The sequence below is a fragment of the Bradyrhizobium sp. SZCCHNS30572 genome (assembly GCF_032484415.1).
Lineage (GTDB): Bacteria > Pseudomonadota > Alphaproteobacteria > Rhizobiales > Xanthobacteraceae > Bradyrhizobium.
Map to the genome: position 1 here is coordinate 13,329 of NZ_JAUESY010000006.1, position 18,854 is coordinate 32,182.

The 18,854-nt window shown below is 67.1% G+C and carries 20 protein-coding genes; 9 read left to right on the top strand and 11 right to left on the bottom strand.

Features of this window, described 5'->3' with window-relative positions:
- Positions 1–2: 2 nt before the first annotated feature.
- Both QX048_RS17165 and QX048_RS17170 read right to left on the bottom strand, forming a co-directional pair.
- The gene (locus tag QX048_RS17165) at positions 3–1,307 is read right to left on the bottom strand and encodes a hypothetical protein (protein WP_315825731.1); all 1,305 of its coding nucleotides are present in this window, start codon (positions 1,305–1,307) and stop codon (positions 3–5) included.
- 50 nt (positions 1,308–1,357) lie between these two features.
- Positions 1,358–2,086: a uroporphyrinogen-III synthase gene (locus QX048_RS17170; RefSeq protein WP_315825732.1), complete on the bottom strand. Its 729-nt coding sequence runs from the start codon at positions 2,084–2,086 to the stop codon at positions 1,358–1,360.
- A gap of 140 nt (positions 2,087–2,226) precedes the next feature.
- Here QX048_RS17170 and tsaD point away from each other — a divergent pair, with 140 nt between their 5' ends.
- From tsaD to QX048_RS17190, 4 genes are all read left to right on the top strand, one after another.
- Positions 2,227–3,294 carry a tRNA (adenosine(37)-N6)-threonylcarbamoyltransferase complex transferase subunit TsaD gene (gene tsaD / locus QX048_RS17175; protein WP_315715842.1) on the top strand — a complete coding sequence of 356 codons (1,068 nt, stop codon included), beginning with the start codon at positions 2,227–2,229 and terminating at the stop codon, positions 3,292–3,294.
- A gap of 211 nt (positions 3,295–3,505) precedes the next feature.
- Positions 3,506–4,486, top strand: coding sequence for an NAD(P)H-dependent glycerol-3-phosphate dehydrogenase (locus tag QX048_RS17180; protein ID WP_315825733.1), 981 nt, complete (start codon positions 3,506–3,508; stop codon positions 4,484–4,486).
- 176 nt (positions 4,487–4,662) lie between these two features.
- Positions 4,663–5,076, top strand: coding sequence for an EVE domain-containing protein (locus QX048_RS17185; protein ID WP_315750837.1), 414 nt, complete (start codon positions 4,663–4,665; stop codon positions 5,074–5,076).
- 168 nt (positions 5,077–5,244) lie between these two features.
- A complete protein-coding gene (locus QX048_RS17190; RefSeq protein ID WP_042340486.1) occupies positions 5,245–5,460 on the top strand; it encodes a dodecin family protein in 216 nt (71 codons plus the stop codon).
- A 227-nt stretch (positions 5,461–5,687) separates the two neighbouring features.
- On the opposite strand, the gene QX048_RS17195 is transcribed toward QX048_RS17190, so the two are convergent.
- Positions 5,688–6,092, bottom strand: a complete 405-nt coding sequence (locus tag QX048_RS17195; protein WP_315715844.1) for a DUF2059 domain-containing protein — start codon at positions 6,090–6,092, stop codon at positions 5,688–5,690.
- Positions 6,093–6,312: 220 nt separating this feature from the next.
- Between QX048_RS17195 and QX048_RS17200 the strand changes: the two genes are divergently transcribed.
- Positions 6,313–7,512: an IS256 family transposase gene (locus QX048_RS17200; RefSeq protein ID WP_315714240.1), complete on the top strand. Its 1,200-nt coding sequence runs from the start codon at positions 6,313–6,315 to the stop codon at positions 7,510–7,512.
- Positions 7,513–8,658: 1,146 nt separating this feature from the next.
- Here QX048_RS17200 and QX048_RS17205 read toward each other — a convergent pair.
- The 4 genes from QX048_RS17205 to QX048_RS17220 all read right to left on the bottom strand — a co-directional run bounded on the left by QX048_RS17205 (position 8,659) and on the right by QX048_RS17220 (position 12,611).
- Positions 8,659–10,161 carry an ammonium transporter gene (locus QX048_RS17205; RefSeq protein WP_315715845.1) on the bottom strand — a complete coding sequence of 501 codons (1,503 nt, stop codon included), beginning with the start codon at positions 10,159–10,161 and terminating at the stop codon, positions 8,659–8,661.
- A gap of 39 nt (positions 10,162–10,200) precedes the next feature.
- The gene (locus QX048_RS17210; RefSeq protein ID WP_006611147.1) at positions 10,201–10,539 is read right to left on the bottom strand and encodes a P-II family nitrogen regulator; all 339 of its coding nucleotides are present in this window, start codon (positions 10,537–10,539) and stop codon (positions 10,201–10,203) included.
- 332 nt (positions 10,540–10,871) lie between these two features.
- Positions 10,872–12,182: an ammonium transporter gene (locus QX048_RS17215; RefSeq protein ID WP_315715846.1), complete on the bottom strand. Its 1,311-nt coding sequence runs from the start codon at positions 12,180–12,182 to the stop codon at positions 10,872–10,874.
- A 90-nt stretch (positions 12,183–12,272) separates the two neighbouring features.
- Positions 12,273–12,611 carry a P-II family nitrogen regulator gene (locus tag QX048_RS17220; protein ID WP_172112996.1) on the bottom strand — a complete coding sequence of 113 codons (339 nt, stop codon included), beginning with the start codon at positions 12,609–12,611 and terminating at the stop codon, positions 12,273–12,275.
- Between the two features lie 208 nt (positions 12,612–12,819).
- Here QX048_RS17220 and QX048_RS17225 point away from each other — a divergent pair, with 208 nt between their 5' ends.
- Positions 12,820–13,695, top strand: a complete 876-nt coding sequence (locus QX048_RS17225; RefSeq protein ID WP_315825734.1) for a DUF4339 domain-containing protein — start codon at positions 12,820–12,822, stop codon at positions 13,693–13,695.
- 5 nt (positions 13,696–13,700) lie between these two features.
- Here QX048_RS17225 and tesB read toward each other — a convergent pair whose 3' ends face one another.
- Positions 13,701–14,576: an acyl-CoA thioesterase II gene (gene tesB, locus QX048_RS17230; RefSeq protein WP_315715848.1), complete on the bottom strand. Its 876-nt coding sequence runs from the start codon at positions 14,574–14,576 to the stop codon at positions 13,701–13,703.
- A 155-nt stretch (positions 14,577–14,731) separates the two neighbouring features.
- Between tesB and QX048_RS17235 the strand changes: the two genes are divergently transcribed.
- Positions 14,732–15,952 carry a ubiquinone biosynthesis hydroxylase gene (locus tag QX048_RS17235; RefSeq protein ID WP_315825735.1) on the top strand — a complete coding sequence of 407 codons (1,221 nt, stop codon included), beginning with the start codon at positions 14,732–14,734 and terminating at the stop codon, positions 15,950–15,952.
- Between the two features lie 86 nt (positions 15,953–16,038).
- Here QX048_RS17235 and QX048_RS17240 read toward each other — a convergent pair whose 3' ends face one another.
- From QX048_RS17240 to QX048_RS17250, 3 genes are read right to left on the bottom strand one after another with little or no spacing between them, the layout of a single operon-like run.
- The gene (locus QX048_RS17240) at positions 16,039–16,968 is read right to left on the bottom strand and encodes an alpha/beta hydrolase (protein WP_315825736.1); all 930 of its coding nucleotides are present in this window, start codon (positions 16,966–16,968) and stop codon (positions 16,039–16,041) included.
- Positions 16,969–16,971: 3 nt separating this feature from the next.
- Entirely contained in the window at positions 16,972–17,169 is a 198-nt protein-coding gene (locus QX048_RS17245) for a Trm112 family protein (protein ID WP_006613415.1), read from the bottom strand.
- A 56-nt stretch (positions 17,170–17,225) separates the two neighbouring features.
- Positions 17,226–17,768 carry a TetR/AcrR family transcriptional regulator gene (locus QX048_RS17250; protein WP_315825737.1) on the bottom strand — a complete coding sequence of 181 codons (543 nt, stop codon included), beginning with the start codon at positions 17,766–17,768 and terminating at the stop codon, positions 17,226–17,228.
- An 89-nt stretch (positions 17,769–17,857) separates the two neighbouring features.
- Here QX048_RS17250 and QX048_RS17255 point away from each other — a divergent pair, with 89 nt between their 5' ends.
- Positions 17,858–18,208, top strand: a complete 351-nt coding sequence (locus QX048_RS17255; protein ID WP_315715852.1) for a hypothetical protein — start codon at positions 17,858–17,860, stop codon at positions 18,206–18,208.
- A gap of 297 nt (positions 18,209–18,505) precedes the next feature.
- Positions 18,506–18,853 carry a cupredoxin domain-containing protein gene (locus QX048_RS17260; RefSeq protein WP_315750576.1) on the top strand — a complete coding sequence of 116 codons (348 nt, stop codon included), beginning with the start codon at positions 18,506–18,508 and terminating at the stop codon, positions 18,851–18,853.
- The last annotated feature ends 1 nt before the right edge of the window (position 18,854 follow it).

Sequence of the window (18,854 nt, forward strand, 5' to 3'; positions counted from 1 at the left end):
TCCTATTGCGCGGGTTTGGCGAGCGCGGTCATCGCGTCGTCGGCGAATTTGCGGGCGGTCGACAGCGCGGCGTCGCGGGCCTCGGCGCGTGCGAGCCAGTCATTGGCGGGGGCGCGCTCCTCGGGCGAGAGGTCCTTCAGCTGGCGGCGCGCCTCGGCGACATCGTTGCGCAGCGCCGCCGCGGTGATCCGTGCCACGACCGCGCCGCGATCGGTGCCGGCGCCGTCGGTACGCTCGACCTTGACCAGGCTCGAGGCGCCGGCCGAGAGCTTGCTGAGGATCGAAGTCCCCGTGGTGCTCTCGGGCGCCGGCGGCGAGAGCTTCGGCACGATGGTGAGCAGCTCGCGGCTCAGTGCCGCGGGGCTCGGCACGCCGGTCGTGGCGAATGCCTCCAGCGGCTTCAGCGCGGACGCGTCGGGCGCCAGCGATCTGGCGGTGGTCAGCGCCGCTCCATAGGGATCGCCGTGACGCACGGCGACGTCGAGCAGGGTCGCGGCGACCACGCGGCGCAGCGGCGCATCGTCGGCCGGCTTGGCCGCCTCTGAGAGCTTGGCGCGCTCCTGTGCCAGCGCCGCGCTCTGGCTCTTGCTCGCCCGCTCCAGCGCGTCGATGCGCGCCGTCAGGCCGGAGAGATCGACCGGCTCGGGTGCGGGCGCCGGCGCGGAGCCGTCGCGCGGCTGCGCCCGGACATCGTTGAGGGCCGCCACGGTCTTGTCGGCCTGCGCGCGCAGGCCGACGACGTCGTTGCGCAGCGCTGCAATCGTCTTGTCGGCGGCATCGAGCCGGCCGGTCACGGCGCCGTCCGGCTTGCCGACGCGCTGCTCCAGCCCGGCGACGCGGGAGGTGAGCTCGTCGATAGCGGCGGACTGCGGCGAGATCGCCGAGGGCGGCTGCACAGGCGGCCAGCCGAGCATCCAGCCGACGCCGATCACCAGCGCCGCCGCGGCCGCGCCGGAGAACGGCGCGATGATCCAGGGCGAGACCGGGCGCGGCGGCGGGGGTGGAGGAAGCTCGGCGTGCGGCGGCTCGGCCGCGGCGACCGTCGCCTCGGGCGTCTCGCTGGCGGCCGATTCCGGTTCGGCGTCACCGGCGCCATGCGGATGCGACTGGCTCGCGGCGCCCGACGATCCCTCGGCCAAGGCTTCGGCCGGGGCCGACCAGGGCGACGTGGTCGGCCGCTCGGCCGCGCTCTCGCTGGCCGGCGGGCGCTCCTCGCGCGAGGTCGGCTCCAAATCGATGGTCGGCGGTGGCCGTTTCGGCCGCCCGGTGTCGGAGGCCGGTGCAGCGGTGTCGGGTTCATCGACCATGGTGGAAGTTCCCTGGCTGAGGCAAGATTGAGCAGGCCCTCTTACGCCATTCACGACCGTAGCGCACGGGTCAGGCCCTCCAGCATGTCGTTTTCATCCGGATGCGCCGCGATTGTGACCTGGGTGGCGCCGGCCTCGCGCAGCACCTCGGCGACATTGGCCGACAGGCAGCCATGCGGCACCGCCAGCGCCGAGATTTCGACGCCGTCGGCGCGGATGGCCGCCACGAATGCAACCGCGCTCCGCCGCGAATAATGCAGCACCGCCTCGATCCGGTTGGCTGCGAAGGCGTCGCAGACCTCGCGCGGCAGGGTGGTCACCTGCGCCATGCGATAGACGGTCTGGGTGATCACATCGAAGCCGCGCTCGGCGAGCTCGGAGGCGAGGTCGCGCGAGATGTCGGCGCCGGCGAGATAGAGCAGGGTGGCCCTGGCCTCGATGACGCCGCTGTCTGCGATCAGGTCGCGCAACGCGGTCGCATCGGCCGCGGCCGAGATCACCTGCGTGAAGCCGGCCTCGCGTGCGGCTGCGGCCGTCCGGTCGCCGACCGCGAACAGCGGCAGGCGCAGCAAGGCGGACGCCCTGAGCTGCGGCGCCGCCGCGCGCAGCGCGTTCGATGACGTTACGATGAGTCCGGCGGCATCGCCGCCGACGTCCGGCGGCAGCGCGACCGGCTCGAAGCGCAGCATCGGCGCCAGCAGCACCTCGAAGCCACGCGCGCGCAGGGCGCTCGCGGTGCGTTCATTGTCAGGGGCGGGACGGGTCACCAGCACGGCCATGTGCTATGCTCCCGTCGAACACGGATCGGCCGGGCTGCAACGGACGGACGATTGCACCTGGCGACCTCGTGGTGTTAGGCGGTTCTGCGCACTCATAATGACCAAAAGGGTTGAGATTGGGTAACGAATCGCAAACGCTCGTGCTGGGCATCGAAACCACCTGCGACGAGACCGCCGCGGCCGTGGTGGCGCGTGATTCGGACGGCAAGGGGCAGATCCTCTCCAATGTCGTGCGCTCGCAGACCGACGAGCATGCCATCTATGGCGGCGTGGTTCCCGAGATCGCCGCGCGCGCCCATGTCGACATGCTCGACCATCTCATCGACGCGGCGATGCGCGAGGCCGGCATCGACTATGCCGCGCTCGGCGGCGTCGCGGCGGCGGCCGGGCCGGGCCTGATCGGCGGCGTCATCGTCGGCCTCACCACCGCCAAGGCGATCGCGATGGTGCACGACACGCCGCTGATCGCGGTCAACCATCTCGAGGCGCATGCGCTGACGCCGCGCCTCACCGATGCAATCGACTTCCCCTATTGCCTGTTCCTGGCCTCCGGCGGCCACACCCAGATCGTCGCGGTCGCCGGCGTCGGCGACTATGTCAGGCTCGGCACCACCGTCGACGACGCGATGGGCGAGGCGTTCGACAAGGTCGCGAAGATGCTGGGTCTGCCCTATCCGGGCGGACCACAGGTCGAGCAGGCCGCGCGCAACGGCGACGGTCAGCGCTTTGCCTTCCCGCGTCCGATGCAGGGCCGCAGCGATGCCAATTTCTCGCTGTCCGGTCTGAAGACCGCCGTGCGTAACGAGATCGGCCGGCTGGGCAAGGTGAGCGAGCAGGACATCGCCGACCTCTGCGCCAGCTTCCAGGCCGCGGTGCTGGACTCGACCGCCGACCGCCTGCGCGTCGGCCTCGATCTGTTCAAGCAGCGTTTTGGCGCGCCGACCGCGCTCGTCGCGGCCGGCGGTGTCGCCGCCAACCAGGCGATCCGCGGCGCGCTCGACGATGTCGCGCAGCAGGCCGGCACCCGCCTGATCATGCCGCCGCCGGCGCTGTGCACCGACAATGGCGCGATGATCGCCTGGGCCGGGCTGGAGCGGTTGGCGCTAGGGATGGTGGACGGCATGGACGCCGCGCCGCGCGCGCGCTGGCTGCTGGATGCCAATGCCAGCGTGCCGGGCAAGTTCGCGAATACGCGGGCGGGGTTTTAAGGGTGGCGGAGTTGCTGGCTGAACTCAGCCATCGGTTGAGCCGTGCTCCTGCACATCGTGACGCAAGCTGGTGCGCAGGACGCGGTGCACTCCCCTCCCCGTTGCGGGGAGGGGTCGGGGGTGGGGGTGGCCCCACAAGGATTGCCGCTCGTGGCACCCTCCCCAGCCCTCCCCCACAAGGGAGGAGGGAGCGCAGCGGCGCTTGCGGCGCATGACCCACGTCCAAACCATTTCCATCGTCGGCGCCGGTGCGTGGGGCACGGCGCTCGCCGCCGTCGCCGCGCGTGCCGGCCGTGAGGTCACGCTCTACGCGCGCGACAGCCACCACGCCGCGCGCATCTCTGCTGCCCGCGAAAACCCGCGACTGCCCGGCATTCCGCTCGCCCCCAGCATCGCCGTGACCGCCGATCTCGCCGAGGCCGCCCGCGCCGACGCCGTTCTCATCGTTGTCCCCGCCCAGCATCTGCGCGGTGCGGTCATGCATCTCGCCCCGCTGCTCCGTCCGGGCACGCCGCTCGTCGCCTGCGCCAAGGGCATCGAGCACGGCACCCATAAATTCATGACCGAGGTGATCGCGGAGGCCGCGCCGAACGCGATCCCGGTGATCCTGTCCGGCCCGAGCTTCGCCGACGACGTCGCGCGAGGGCTGCCGACCGCGGTGACGCTCGCCGCGCCCGACGAGGCGCTCGCGGCCGACCTCGTCCATGCGCTGGGTTCGCCGACCTTCCGGCCCTATCATTCGACCGACGTGCGCGGCGTCGAGATCGGCGGCGCCGCCAAGAACGTGCTGGCGATCGCCGCCGGCATCGTTGCCGGCCGCAATCTCGGCGCCTCGGCGCTGGCGGCGCTGACCACGCGCGGCTTCGCCGAGTTGGTGCGGCTCGGCCGCGCCTATGGCGCGCGCAGCGAGACCTTGACCGGCCTGTCCGGCCTCGGCGACCTGATCCTCACCTGCGCCGGTCCGCAATCGCGCAACTTCGCCGCCGGCCTCGCGCTCGGCCGCGGCGAGCCGCTGCCCGCAGGCAAGCTCGCCGAGGGACAATACACCGCGCCCGTGCTGGTCGAACTCGCCACCTCGCGCGGCGTCGAGATGCCGGTGGCGCAGGCGGTGGCCGCCATTCTCGCCGGCACCGTGACGATCGATGCCGCGATCGAGGCGCTGATGATGCGCCCATTCAAGGCGGAGGAGTGAGCGGCCGCCGCGCGACCGACGTCATCCAGCACGACGCTCTCTCCGCCGTCATGCCCGCGCTTGTCGCGGGCATCCATGTCTTGGATAATGCGCCGAGCAGTGCGACGTGGATGGCCGGGACCTCCCAGCGCTTCGCGCTTTTGCCTGGCCAGGACGAATGGAAAGAGACGACCATCATGAACTACTGGCTGGTGAAATCCGAACCCTCGGTATGGTCGTGGGACCAGCAGGTGGCGAAGGGCGCGAAGGGGGAGGCCTGGACCGGCGTGCGCAACTACACGGCGCGGCAGAACCTGGTGGCGATGAAGAAAGGCGACCTCGCCTTCTATTATCATTCCAACGAGGGCAAGGAGATCGTCGGCATCGCCGAGATCATCAAGGAAGCCTATCCTGATCCGACCGACAAGACCGGCAAGTTCGTCTGCGTCGACATCAAGGCGCACAAGCCCTTCAAGACCCCGGTGACGCTCGCCGCGATCAAGGCCGACAAGATGCTGAGCGAGATGGCGCTGGTGAAGCAGTCGCGGCTGTCGGTGCAGCCGGTCACGCCTGCGGAATGGAAGCACGTCTGCAAGCTGGGCGGCGTGTAGGGGCGCAAGGGCTTGTGAGACGCGCAAGGCGTTAGCGCTACTCGTGGTAGCTCCGGACCTGCGGCTGCCATGGGTAGGCTGCGTCCTTTCAGGCGCCGCGCGATGATGCTACGTTCAGTTGTGGCAGGGAGCACCTGCTTCCTGCTCCATACCGAACAGGAGACCGACATGTCTGACAGCGTCTACAAAGTCATCGAGCTGATCGGTACCAGCAGCGAATCTTGGGAAAGGGCAGCTACCAACGCCGTCGAGCAGGCGGCGAAGACACTCCGAGACCTGCGTGTCGCAGAAGTGGTCCAGCTCGATATGCAGCTCGACGCGAAGGGGAAGGTGGAAGCCTATCGAGCCAAGCTCAACGTGTCGTTCAAGTTCGAAGGCGCATGAGCTGACCATCGACTTGCGTTGTCGTTCGCCGGACTATCGGCCCGCGGCAAGGTTTGAGCCTGCAATCCGGTGTCGTGCCCGGCGTCGGGGGCATGACCGTGGACGTCTCGGTTCGGCTTCCCGGGGATGGCGAGGCGGGACGGACCACAAGCCTGTCATACGGAAATTGCCCGTCGCGCCGGTTATGTCGCAGGGCAGCGCCGCTGCATGACGATCGGGAGTTCGGATCAAAGATCGAGACCTTTCTTCCTCAGTTCATCGACCATCTGCTTCCTGATCTCTTCGCCGAGAGCTTGACCAAATTTCTGCCCGGCAATGCTCGACTCCTGGGTGACGGACGGCAGCTTCTGCAGGACTCGTTGACCTGTCGGGGTCCTGTAGAACTCAGCCATGGTCCTGAGGTCGTCCGCCGAGAAGTTCCTGGCATAGACGACCGCGATCGCATCCGAGAATTCGGAAACCCTGCCCTGAAAGGCCTGGGTGAACTTCGGGATCAACGCATCATATTGCAGAGCGACCTCGGCGCGCCCCTGGACGATCGTCGGTCTCAGGTTCTTCAGAATGATCGGCAACAGGGCTGTCGCCTGGTCATTCATATGCATCACGGAGACCAGCTCTTTCGCGGCCGCCAAGGACTCCTGTGATGTCGCTTGGGCTCTTGCCGATGGCGGCGTTGCGGCGGTGAGCCAAATGGCGGTCGTGTCCCCGGAGGTGGTGTAGCTCGGTGGAGCAAAGCCGCCCGGACGCGCGCTCCCAAATAGCGCCGTAGCGGGCGGGCGGCTTTGCGGTGGTCACCGGCAGTTCTCCGGTAGGATCGGGTTGCGACACGCCAACGCAACCGAGGAACCACCGATGACCGAAGACATGATGAACCTGCGCACGCTGGTAGAGAAGACCCCAGACGCCGATCTGCTGCGCGAGATGATCGGCTTTGCGGCCCAGCGCCTGATGGAGCTGGAGGTCGAGAGCCAGACCGGGGCTGCCTATGGCGAGAAGAGCCCCGAACGTCTGGCCCAGCGCAATGGCTACCGCGACCGGATCTGGGAGACCCGCGCCGGTGCGGTGGAGCTGCGCATCCCAAAGCTGCGCAAGGGCTCCTATTTCCCCGGCTTCCTGGAGCCGCGGCGCATGGCCGAGAAGGCGCTCACCGCCGTGGTTCAGGAGGCTTACGTTCAGGGCGTCTCGACCCGTTCGGTCGACGATCTGGTGCAGGCGATGGGCATGACCGGCATCTCCAAGAGCCAGGTCAGTCGGTTGTGCGGCGAGATCGACGACAAAGTGAAGGCCTTCCTCGGCCGTCCAATCGAGGGTGACTGGCCCTATCTTTGGATCGACGCCACCTATGTGAAGGTGCGCCAGCAGGGGCGCATCGTCTCCGTCGCGGTGATCGTTGCAGTCGGCGTCAACAGCGACGGCCGGCGCGAGGTTCTCGGCATGGACATCGGGCCGTCCGAGGCCGAGACGTTCTGGACCGCCTTCCTGCGCAAGCTGGCCCGCCGCGGCTTGCGCGGCGTCAAGCTGGTGGTGTCCGACGCCCACGAGGGCATCAAGGCCACCGTGACCAAGGTGCTCAACGCCAGCTGGCAACGCTGCCGCGTCCACTTCATGCGGAACGTGCTGGCTCATGCCGGCAAGAGCGGACGGCGCGTGGTCTCCGCCTTCATCGCCACGGCCTTTGCCCAGGACGATGCCGAGGCCGCTCGCACCCAATGGCGCAAGGTCGCCGATCAGCTCCGTCCCAAGCTGCCCAAGCTTGCCGGCTTCCTCGACGAGGCCGAGACCGACGTGCTTGCCTACATGACGTTCCCGCCGCAGCATCGGACCAAGTTGCACTCCACCAATCCGATCGAACGCCTCAACGGCGAGATCAAACGGCGCACCGAGGTGGTCGGCATCTTCCCCAATGAGGACGCTATCGTCCGCCTCATCGGAGCTGTCCTGCTCGAACAGAACGATGAATGGGCGGTCCAACGTGCCCGCTACATGACGCTGGAAACCATCGCGCCATTGAGCGATGATCCGAACGTCAGCCTCACGGCTATCGCCAGCTGACAGGCCCGGCTCCAGCCGGCGAACGCGGTGGACCGCCAGCTACACCACGCTTGGGGACACGATCCAAATGGCGGAGGCGACGACTACGTACCGACAGCGATGCTTCATCCTGATCCCCCATGTGCCGGCTGCAGCGGCGATCGCTGTTACGGCCGGGTTCCAATTCTTAAGATCAGCCGGAGCCAGCGAACAGTACCGCTAAGCTGTGTTTTCTGCCGCTGCAACCGGATTGGCATCCCCGCGCTATTGTGCGGATCAAAGCCTGCTCTGTTGCCCGTCGGGCAGTTTCCGCATTCCCGACATGCGCGAATTGCCCGTCGTGTTAGTTTGTCGCACGCTGTCGGCATTGCACCGTCGGGCAAATCACCTGCACATTTCCGCACGTCCCTGCTGCCGCATGAGGGACGTTTCGCGACCGTCACGGATCGTTGGCAGTGGGATGCGATGGGCGTGGGTCGACGCAGCGTGAGCTGATCGCGCGGACGAACGGCGATGCACGCACGGTCAAGTCGCGCGGTCCTGATATCCCGACGCTGATATCAAGCGGGTGCCGATACCCTCAGCGTGTCGCGCTCGTGATGGTGGCCAGACAGCCCGGCGCACCAGGGAGAACGCGAAGCAGCCGTTAAAACCAATCGCGCAGGGAGGGCCGGGTGTGTTCGGCCAGACCTGTGGTGCCTGCCGCCAGCATTTTCTTTCGCTGGCGGGCCACGGGCGCGGCCAGCGCCCGGCCTTCCCTGCGCCCTCTGTTTGAGGAGGGCGATAGTTTCAGCACAGCTCGGGCGCATCGTGTCGCGAGAACGAGATCGTTCGCCTTCGAGCTGCTTGTCGAGGCAACGCCGGGACCGCCAACCACAGCTGTCGTCCCGGGCAAGCGCGAAGCGCGCCGACCCGGGATCCATAACCACAGGGTTCAGTTGTCTTGCACGGACTCGCAGCCTGCCTCTTACAAACATCACGCGGTATGGGTCCCTGCGTTCGCAGGGACGACATCGGCTATTTGGCGCGCGCTCGGCCCTCACGATCCAAACACAAAGAAAGGGGCCCCAGCTTGCGCTGGAGCCCCTCAACGGTCAGGGCATTGCCGGGTATTTGCCCGAACCGAAGTTGCGGACCTGGTCGCGTACGACCAAGTCCCGGGAGAACTCAGTAGTTGTAGGCGCGCTCGCCGTGGTCGGTGATGTCGAGACCCTCGCGCTCCTGCTCCACGGTCGGGCGCAGGCCGATGATCACGTCGACGACCTTGTAGAGGATCGCCGAGCCGACACCCGACCATACCAGCGTGGCGACGACAGCCTTGATCTGCGCCAGCATCTGCGTGGCGAAGTCGTAGGTGCCGGCGTTGTTGCCGGTGATGTTGGTGTAGTCGGTGATGCCGACGCCACCCAGAGCCGGGTTGACCAGGATGCCGGTGGCCAGAGCGCCGATGATGCCGCCGATGCAGTGCACGCCGAAAACGTCGAGCGCGTCGTCATAGCCCAGCGCGTTCTTCACGGTGGAGACGAAGAACAGGCAGACCGGGGAGACGATCAGGCCGAGCACCAGCGCGCCGATCGGACCGGCATAACCGGAGGCCGGGGTAACGGCGACGAGACCGGCGACCGCGCCCGAGCAGATGCCGAGCAGCGACGGCTTGCCCTTGACGGCCCATTCGCACAGCAGCCAGGACAGCGCCGCACCGGCGGTCGCGACCATGGTGTTGACGAAGGCCAGGGCGGTGACGCCGTTCGATTCCAGGTTGGAGCCGGCATTGAAGCCGAACCAGCCGACCCACAGCAGCGCGGCGCCGATCATGGTCATGGTCAGCGAGTGCGGAGCCATCAGCTCCTTGCCGTAGCCGGTGCGCTTGCCGATCAGAACCGCGCCCACCAGACCGGCAATGCCGGCGTTGATGTGAACGACGGTGCCGCCCGCGAAGTCGAGAGCGCCGGCGCCGGCGAGCCAGCCGACAGCACCGGTGACTTCGTCGAGCTTGGCCTGGGCGGCGGTCTTGGCGGCAGCGTCGCCAGCGGCAGCGAGAGCCTTGGCAGCAGCAGCGACGTCATCGGGAGCGGCGATGTACCAGACCCAGTGCGCGATCGGGAAGTAGATGAAGGTCACCCAGAGCAGGATGAACAGCATCACCGCCGAGAACTTGATGCGTTCGGCGAAGGCGCCGACGATCAGGGCCGGGGTGATCATCGCGAAGGTCATCTGGAACACGAAGTAGGCCAGCTCCGGGATCACCACGCCGTTCGAGAAGGTCGGAACGGTCGAGTTGGCGTCGACGCCGTGCAGGAAGGCCTTGGAGAAGCCGCCCACCCACGAGGTCATGCTGCCGCCGTCGGTGAAGGCGAGCGAGTAGCCGTAGAGCGTCCAGACCACGCCGACCATGGCGACGATGGCGAACACCTGGGTGAGGACCGAGGCCATGTTCTTGGTGCGGACGAGGCCGCCATAGAACAGCGCGAGGCCGGGGATGGACATCATCAGGACGAGCGCGCTGGACACGAGCATCCAGGCGACGTCGCCCTTGTTGGGAACCGGGGCGGCTGCGGCAGCGGCGGCAGGCGCGTCCTCGGCGAACGCCACATCGACGAGGCCTGCGACGCAGAGCCCTGCAATTGCGAGCGTAACCCATCCCGCGCTGGTTGGACGCTTGAACGTCATTTTATTGTACTCCGTAAGTGTTCTGGTTTGAGCGCGAAATCAAAGGGCCGCAGCGTCCGCTTCGCCGGTGCGGATACGCACGGCGTGGTCGAGGCTGATGACGAAGATCTTGCCGTCGCCGATCTGGCCGGTCTTGGCGGCCGAGCTGATCGCATCGATGGTCTTGTCGACCTGGTCGGAGGGGATCGCGACCTCGATCTTGATCTTGGGCAGGAAGCTCACCGCATATTCGGCGCCGCGGTAGATTTCCGTATGACCTTTCTGACGGCCGTACCCCTTCACTTCCGTCACCGTGAGACCATGAACGCCGATGGCGGTCAGGGCGTCCCGGACTTCTTCGAGCTTGAATGGCTTAATGATCGCCATAACAATTTTCATGGGTCCTATCCCCGCTTGGGCCCGGCACGGACGTTACCGAGCGCTTCCTGTCGACTGAGGTTCACCACGCGGAGAAATCTTCACGACGCGGGCACAGCCGGGAGCGATAGAATCAAATGCCGTGCCAGACGGCTGGTCAGGGCTAACGAGCGGTGAATCCTGGCCTTTTCACCCCTCGGGAGGGGCAGCAGGGGCTGCGCTATTCCGTCGCGCTCAAGGAATGGGCAGGCATGCGCAAAAGTTGCGCATGTCAGGCTCAAGACACAATGCTGCTCAGCGCGCGGGCAGAATCCTGCGGCGCCGAACAGGTCAATTGGCGTCAATTGCTGCAGCTATTGCAGCGCCTCGCCATGCTGGGAGATGTCGAGTCCTTCCAGCTCGTGCTCACGCGACACCCGCAGCGGCACGAAGGCGCTGACCAGCTTCAGGAGCCCCCAGGTGACGCCGCCCGACCACACCAGGGTGACGGCGACGCCGTAGAGCTGGGCCGCAAGCTGCTTCGGGTTGCCCTCGATCAGCCCCGCCGTGCCGCCGATCGCGGCGGTCGCGAACACGCCGGCCAGCACGGTGCCGGTGAGGCCGCCGACGCCGTGGACGCCGAACACGTCGAGCGAATCGTCATAGTTGAAGCGGTGCTTCAGCGAGGTGCAGGCCCAGTAGCAGATGATACCAGCGAGCGCGCCGATCACCAGCCCATGCCAGGGGGCGACGAAGCCGGACGCGGGCGTGATGGTGCCGAGGCCGGCCACCGCGCCCGAGATCATGCCGAGCACAGACGGCTTGCGCCGCGTCGACCATTCCAGCGCGCCCCAGGTGACGGCGCCGGCGCAGGCGGCCAGATGCGTCGTCAGGATCGCCATCACCGCATGCGCATTCGCCCCGAGCGCCGAGCCGCCATTGAAGCCGAACCAGCCGACCCAGAGCAGGCCGGTGCCGACCACCGCGAGCGACAGGTCGAACGGCGAGAGGTTCTCACTGCCGTAGCCCTGGCGGCGTCCCATCACCAGCGCGGCGACCAATCCCGCGGTGCCCGCGGAGAGATGCACGACGAGACCGCCGGCGAAGTCGACCACGCCGGCCTGAGCGAGAAAGCCGCCGCCCCAGATCCAATGCGCCAGTGGCACATAGACGAAGATGAACCATGCGATGCTGAACAGGAGGTAGGCGGAGAAGCGCATGCGGTCGGCGACCGAGCCCGCCACCAGAGCCACCGTGATGATCGCGAACGTCATCTGGTACAGCATGAACAGCGACTCGGGGATCGTCTTGGCGCCGGGATGGACGCTGTCCATGCCCATGCCGGCGAGGAAGGCGCGGTCGAGCGAGCCGATCCAGGTGCCGTCGCCGACGAAGGCCAGCGAGTAGCCGAATGCGACCCACAGGATCGAGATCAGCATCACGGCTGCGAGGCTCTGCGCCATCGTCGCCAGTACGTTCTTCTTGCGCACCATGCCCGAGTAGAACAGCGCCAGACCCGGAATGGTCATCATCAGCACCAAAGCGGTGGCGACGATCATCCAGGCGGTGTCGGCCGGTTCGATCGTGGACGGCGCTGCGGCCGCTGCTGGCGTGGTGAAGGCAATCGCTCCCGCTGCAGCCAATGCTGCAGACGCGCGCAGGCTACGAGACGCGCTGGTCTCCATGACAGTCCCCCCGGCATGTCAGATGTTAGGATTTTGCAGTCCGCCGCGCCGTTGCGGCGGGCGTGCAGCCGTTGCGGCTGCTTGACGGGCTTAGAGTGCGTCGGTGTCGGTTTCGCCGGTGCGGATGCGGCGGGCATGATCGATCGGCGTCACGAAGATCTTGCCGTCGCCGATCTGGCCGGTGCGCGCGTGCGTCGTGATCACCTCGACCGCCTTCTCGGCGATGTCCGAGTTGACCGCGATCTCGATGCGCAGCTTGGGCAGGAAGTTCACGATATATTCGGCGCCCCGGTAGATCTCGGTATGGCCCTTCTGGCGACCGTAGCCCTTGACCTCGGTGACGGTCATGCCGTGGACGCCGATCGCGGTGAGGGCTTGGCGCACCTCGTCGAGCTTGAAGGGTTTGATGATCGCGACGACGAGCTTCATGGGCGGGCCCTGGTTTCCTCAGGTAGGAGCAGCCTGTTTCGGAGGCAGGCTTGGGATGGCCATTTTGGCCTGTTCCTAGGCAAATGGCACAAAATCAGCGCAGCGTTAAGCGAAAACGTCAAGGAGTGACGGATATCACTGAACGGAACGCGACATCGCCCGACAGACTGAAGACGTTTTCGTGCCATCCCACATTCAAGGACATCCCATGTCGAATCGTTCCTGGTATTACGCGGCGCAAGGCCAGCAACAGGGCCCCATTTCGGAAGACGAACTGCGCGACCTGATCGCCCGGGGTGTCGTCACGGCCGAGACGCTGCTGTGGAGCGACGGCATGGCCGGCTGGGAGAAGGCCGGGCGCATTCCCGGCCTGATGTCGGGCGTGCCGAGCATCTCCCCCGGCGTCCCGCCCGCGTTCGAGGCCGGCGTGCCTGCGTCGGGCGGCGCGCTCTCGGTCAAGCTCGACACCTGGTCCTATCTCGGCTGGACGCTGCTGTATGTCGTCGGCCAGTTCCTGGTGGTGATCACGCCCTGGACCGCTGTCTATCTCTACCGCTACGTGATCGAGCGGATGCGGGTGCCCGGCCGGCCGAACCTCACCTTCACCGGCCAGCCGCTCGACATCTGGTACGTCTTCATCGCGATGGGCGTGCTGGCCTATGTCGGCCTCAGCGACCGGCCGATCCTCAACCTGATCTCGCTGGTTGCCCCGGCGTTCCTGGGCTGGATGGTGCTGCGCTGGCTGCTGAGCAACCTCGCCTCGAATGGCGAGCGGTTGCCGATCCATTTCGAAGGCAGCCCCGTCGTCTATGCCGGCTGGTACCTGCTGATGATCGTGTCGGGCATCACCGTCATCGGCTGGGCCTGGGTGCTGACCGCCTGGATGCGCTGGGTCTGCCGCAACATCCAGGGGACGCGGCGCGAGGTCGTGTTCACCGGCTCGGCCCTGCAGGTGTTGTGGCGCACCTTCGCGTTCGTGCTCGGCTGCTCGGTGATCATTCCGATCCCGTGGCTGCTGCGCTGGTACAGCGCCTGGTACGTGTCGCAATTCGCGGTCGTCCCGCGGACGGCACAGCCGGTGTGATGCGGCTAGGCCCGGCGCTCGCGGATCGAGCCCTCCTGCGCGACGGAGGCGACCAGCGTGCCGTCGGGCTTGAAGATCGAGCCGCGGGTGAGCCCGCGGCCGCCCTGCGCGCTCGGCGAATCCTGCGCATAGAGCAGCCATTCGTCGGCGCGGAACGGCCGGTGAAACCACATCGCATGATCCAGCGAGGCCGGCATCATGCGCTTGTCGAACAAGGTGCGGCCATAGCGCGCCATGACCGCGTCGAGCAGCGAGAAGTCCGACGCATAGGCCAGCGCGCACATGTGCAGCGCCGGATCATCGGGCAGCTTCGCCGCCGTCTTGATCCAGACGTTGATGCGGCCATCCTCGATCTTCTGGCCGAAGTACCGGTTCAGTTCGACGGGGCGCAGCTCGATCGGCCGGTCGGATTCGTAGTAGCGGCGGATGAAGTCCGGCATCCTTTGGAAGACCTCCTGAAACATCGGCTGCTTGGAGATCTCCTCCGCCGTCAGCTTCTCCGGCGGCGGCACGTCCGGCATCTTGTCCTGGTGGTTGAACGCGCTCTCCTCGTCGCTGTGGAACGACACCATGATCGAGAAGATCGCATTGCCGTGTTGGATCGCGGTGACGCGACGCGTCGCATAGCTCTTGCCGTCGCGCAGACGCTCGACCTGGTAGATGATCGGCACCTGCGGGTCGCCGGGCAGGATGAAGTAGCAGTGCAGCGAATGCGGCAGCCGGCCCTCGACGGTGCGGCAGGCCGCCATCATCGCCTGGCCGATCACCTGGCCGCCGAACACGCGCTGCCAGCTCGTCTTCGGGCTGTTGCCGCGGAACAGGTTCACCTCGATCGGCTCGAGATCGAGGATCGAGATCAGGTCGATCAGTCCCTTGGACATGGCGTGGTGCTTTCGCTGGCTCGGCCGGCCGCTCCGGTCCCGTTCTCGCGGGATCAGGCATCCGGAATTGATGGCCTCGGGTGGCAGCCCTTGGTTCACGCCCCTGTTTCGCCCAGCTATAATCCTCCCGCAAGAGTAACTGTGAGCAGGGTGGCATGACGACACAGCGAAGCATTGTCATTTGTGGCGGGGCCTTTGCCGGCCTGGCGCTCGCGCTCGCGCTTCGGCAGGGGCTCGGTCCCGAAGTGCCGGTGATCGTGGCCGACCCGGCGCTCGCCAACCGGCCGAGCCGCGATCCACGCGCCAGCGCCATCGTCGCGGCGTGCCGCAAGCTGTTCGATGCGATCGGGGTCTGGGCGGACGTGGCGCCGCAGGCGCAGCCGATCCTCGACATGGTCATTACCGATTCCAAGCTCGAGGACGCGACCCGCCCGTCGTTCCTGACGTTTGCGGGCCAGGTCGAGGCCGGCGAGCCGTTCGCGCACATGGTCGAGAACCGGCTCTTGATCGACGCGCTGGTGCGGCATGCGGAGGCCGCAGGCGTCGAGCTCAAGGCGATGCCGGTGACCGGCTTCGTGACGCGGGCCGACGGCATCGCGGTGACTCTGGGCGACGGCAGCCAGCTCGAGGCGAGCCTGCTGGTGGCCGCTGACGGCGCGCGTTCGAAGCTGCGCGAGCGCGCGGGCATCCAGACCCATGGCTGGGACTATGACCAGTCCGGCATCGTCGCGACCATCGGTCATGAGCGCGACCATGGCGGCCGCGCCGAGGAGCATTTTCTTCCGCCCGGACCATTCGCGATCCTGCCGCTGACCGGCAAGCGCTCCTCGCTGGTGTGGACCGAGCGGCGCGCCGAGGCGAAGCGCCTCGTCGCGCTCAGCGCGGATGAATTCCACGCCGAGCTGGAGAGGCGCGCCGGTCTGCATCTCGGCGAGTTGAAGGTGCTCGACCAGCCGCGCGCTTTTCCGCTGTCCTACTTCGTCGCCCGCTCGTTCATCGCGCCGCGGCTGGCGCTGGTCGGCGACGCCGCCCATGTGATCCACCCCATCGCGGGGCAGGGGCTCAACATGGGGCTGAAAGACGTCGCCGCACTGGCCGAGGTCGTGGTCGATGCGGCAAGAATGGGGATCGATCCGGGGCAGGTCGATGTCCTCGAACGCTACCAGCGCTGGCGCCGCTTCGACACGATGGCGATGGGCGTTGCCACCAATTCGCTGAACTTCCTGTTCTCGAACAAGTCGACGCTGTTGCGGGCCGTGCGCGACATCGGCCTTGGCATCGTCGATCGCGCGCCGCCGTTGAAGGAGCTGTTCATCAAGCAGGCCGCGGGCCTCACCGGAGAGATGCCACGGCTGCTGAAGGGTGAGGCGCTGTAGAGCATGATCCGGAAAAACGGGAACCGGTCTTCCCTCGCGACAAACGCCGAAGGCGTTTGCGCGGAGATCATGCTCGAACAAAGAGCTCAGCGCGGGCCTGCGGCGGCGATGAAGCCGGCGACGGCCTCGACCATGTCGGGGTCGAGCGGACGGTCGGGGTCGTTGTAGGAGGCGAGGTTCTCGTCCTCGTTGGCGACGTCGACCAGGACGTGGTTCATCTCCGGCAGCCACAGCGACTTGGCGGTCGGTGCGGCGGCGGCGAGCGCGACCATGTCGAGGCGTGCGATCTGGTGGTCGCGGGCGCCGCCGACGATCAGAATCGGGATCGTGAGCTGCTTCAGTGGATCGATCGGGTCCTCGGCAAAGGCGGAGCCGATGCTGGGCTGCATGCTCGGTGCGACCGGCAGCTCGGGCGGTGGCGGGTCCACGACCTGCCCGGCCATGATGGCGTCGATCGCCTTGGCGACCGGCTCCATCTTCGCGGCCGGCAGCTTCTTCTCTAGCTGCGCCTTCAACAGGTCGCCCTGCCGCCGCGCCGACGTCGTGAGCAGCACGAGGCGGTCGACCGGGGTGCGGCGGGCGGTGAGGATGGCGACCAGGCCGCCCTCGCTGTGGCCGACGAGAACGATGCGGGCGAACTTGCCGCGCAGGAAGTCGACCAGCGCGGCGGCGTCGTCGACGTAGTCCTTGAAGCGGAAGTCTTCCGGGCGGCCGAATTCCGCCTTCCACCCCCGCGCGCCGCGCTTGTCGTAGCGCAGGCTGGCGATGCCTTGGGTAACGAGCTGCTCGGCGAGCTTCTTCAAGGTCGCCGGCTTGAGCTGCGGCCCGTTGCCATCCCGGTCCGTCGACCCGGAGCCGGCGATCAGCAGCGCCACCGGCGGGCGCTCGACACCCGCTGGCGTCGTCAGGACGGCGTCGAGTGCGCCAATGCGGACGGCGCTCTCCTCGGCCGAGACCCCCGAAGCGAGGGCCATCAGCGCCACGGCGAGCGCACAGCGGATCACGACGGGCCGCATCGGTCAGTCGATCTTCCGCGCTTCCTCGGGCAGCATGATCGGGATGCCATCGCGGATCGGGTAGGCGAGCTTCGCCGACCGCGAGACCAGCTCCTGTTTCGCCGCGTCGTATTCCAGCGGGCCCTTGGTCATCGGGCAGACCAGGATCTCGAGCAGCTTGGGATCGACGGAATTGGCGGGGCGTTCGAGCGGGGCGTTCATGGCAAGGGTCTCCGGCGGGCGCCTCTGTAGCATAACGTCCGCTCGCTTGTCGTGCTTCAAGGCATGTGCCGGGCGATCCGGATCAGCTCGTCGATGACCGCGTCCAGTTGCTCGGCCGGCAACGGCCGATCCGACAGCGCGTGGCCGAGGAAGGTCCAGTACAGCACCTGGGCGCGTGCGCGCGCGATCGCCGGCACTAGTCCCTCGGCTGCAAGCAGGCTCTCGACATAGCCCAGCCGGCGCCTGTCGATGGCTTGGACAGCCTGCCGCGCGGCGGGGTCGGATCCGGCCCAGTTGCGCACGGCGCGCTCCAGGGTGAGCTTGACGTTGAACGCGCGGCGGAGGAGCACGGCAATGGCCGGCTGGTCGCCGGCGTTCGCCTCCACCCCGGTGATGATCTGCTCGGCCGCAATCTCCCGCCACTTCTTGAGGAGGGCCGCGTGAAACCCGGCCACATCGGCGAAATGCCAGTAGAAGCTGCCGCGCGACACGCCCAAGGCTTTCGCCAGCGGCTCCGCCCTCAGCGCGGTGAAGCCCCGGCTGGCCAGCACCTTCAATCCCTGTGTCAGCCAATCGTCGGCCGAGAGCTGATCGGTCATGTCGTCACCATGAGACGACCATACACAGCTGTATTGACGACCGCCAGGGCTTCGTGCATTGTCCATACATAACTGTATGGAGGCGTGCCATGCGCGATGCGCTGCTCGTGACCGCGGGGCTGATGGCGATCACCGTCGCCGTGATCCACGGCGTGCTCGGCGAGACGACGGTTTTCGCGCGTGCCACCATCTCGCCGGAGCGGCTGCGAACCCTGCTGCGGCTGGTCTGGCAGACTGGCACGGTGGCGTGGATCGGCTGTGGCGTGCTGCTCGCCGTCGCCCCGCAAATGGCGTCGGAGTCGGCGCGGCATTGGACGGTGACCACGGTCATCGTCGTGTTCGCTTTCGCCGCAGGCGCCAATGCGCTCGCGACGCGCGGGCGGCATTTCGGCTGGGTCATGCTCGCCGGCGTAGTCAGTCTCGCCATCGCCGGCTACTGACGCGGCGAATCCCGGTCCACCGCAGCGCCGCCACGTACCCGGCGAGAGGAAGGCATCGCGACGCTCCGTAACCGCCGCGTCGCCTCAACTGCTGTTCGGCCGCACTCCGTTCACCGCGAGGCCACTGCCACGACACATTCGCCAAGAATGGTTCCAACTTAGAAGGAGTCTCTTTGCAGACACGGCGACGAGCCGCTTAGCTGTTCGTCGTCGCGAACGGGTGCCCGGCGTCGACATCGATCCGGGCGCACAACCGTTCTCCGATTTGCTTGTCTGGATAGGAGAGGGGACGGATCGATGTTGGTCGACGTGGTGCGGAAGTTGGTCGTCGTAGGTGGAAGCGTCGGCGTGCTGTTGATGGCAGCGCAGGCGCACGCCGGGGGATCGAGCGAGATCTGCCTCACCTATGCCAACGGTCAATTCGAGCCCAAGGAGCCGACCGTTCCTGCGGACGCGCCGCTGACCATCCGCGTCCGGAACATGGAGGGCAAGGCCATCGAGTTCGAGAGCGAGACCCTGAAGGTCGAGAAGGTGATCGCGGCCAACAGCGAGGCGGTGCTCAACGTCCGCGCCATGAAGTCCGGGCGCTACGAGTTCTACAACGACTTCAACGAAAAGGCCCGCGGCTTCGTCAACGTCCAATAGG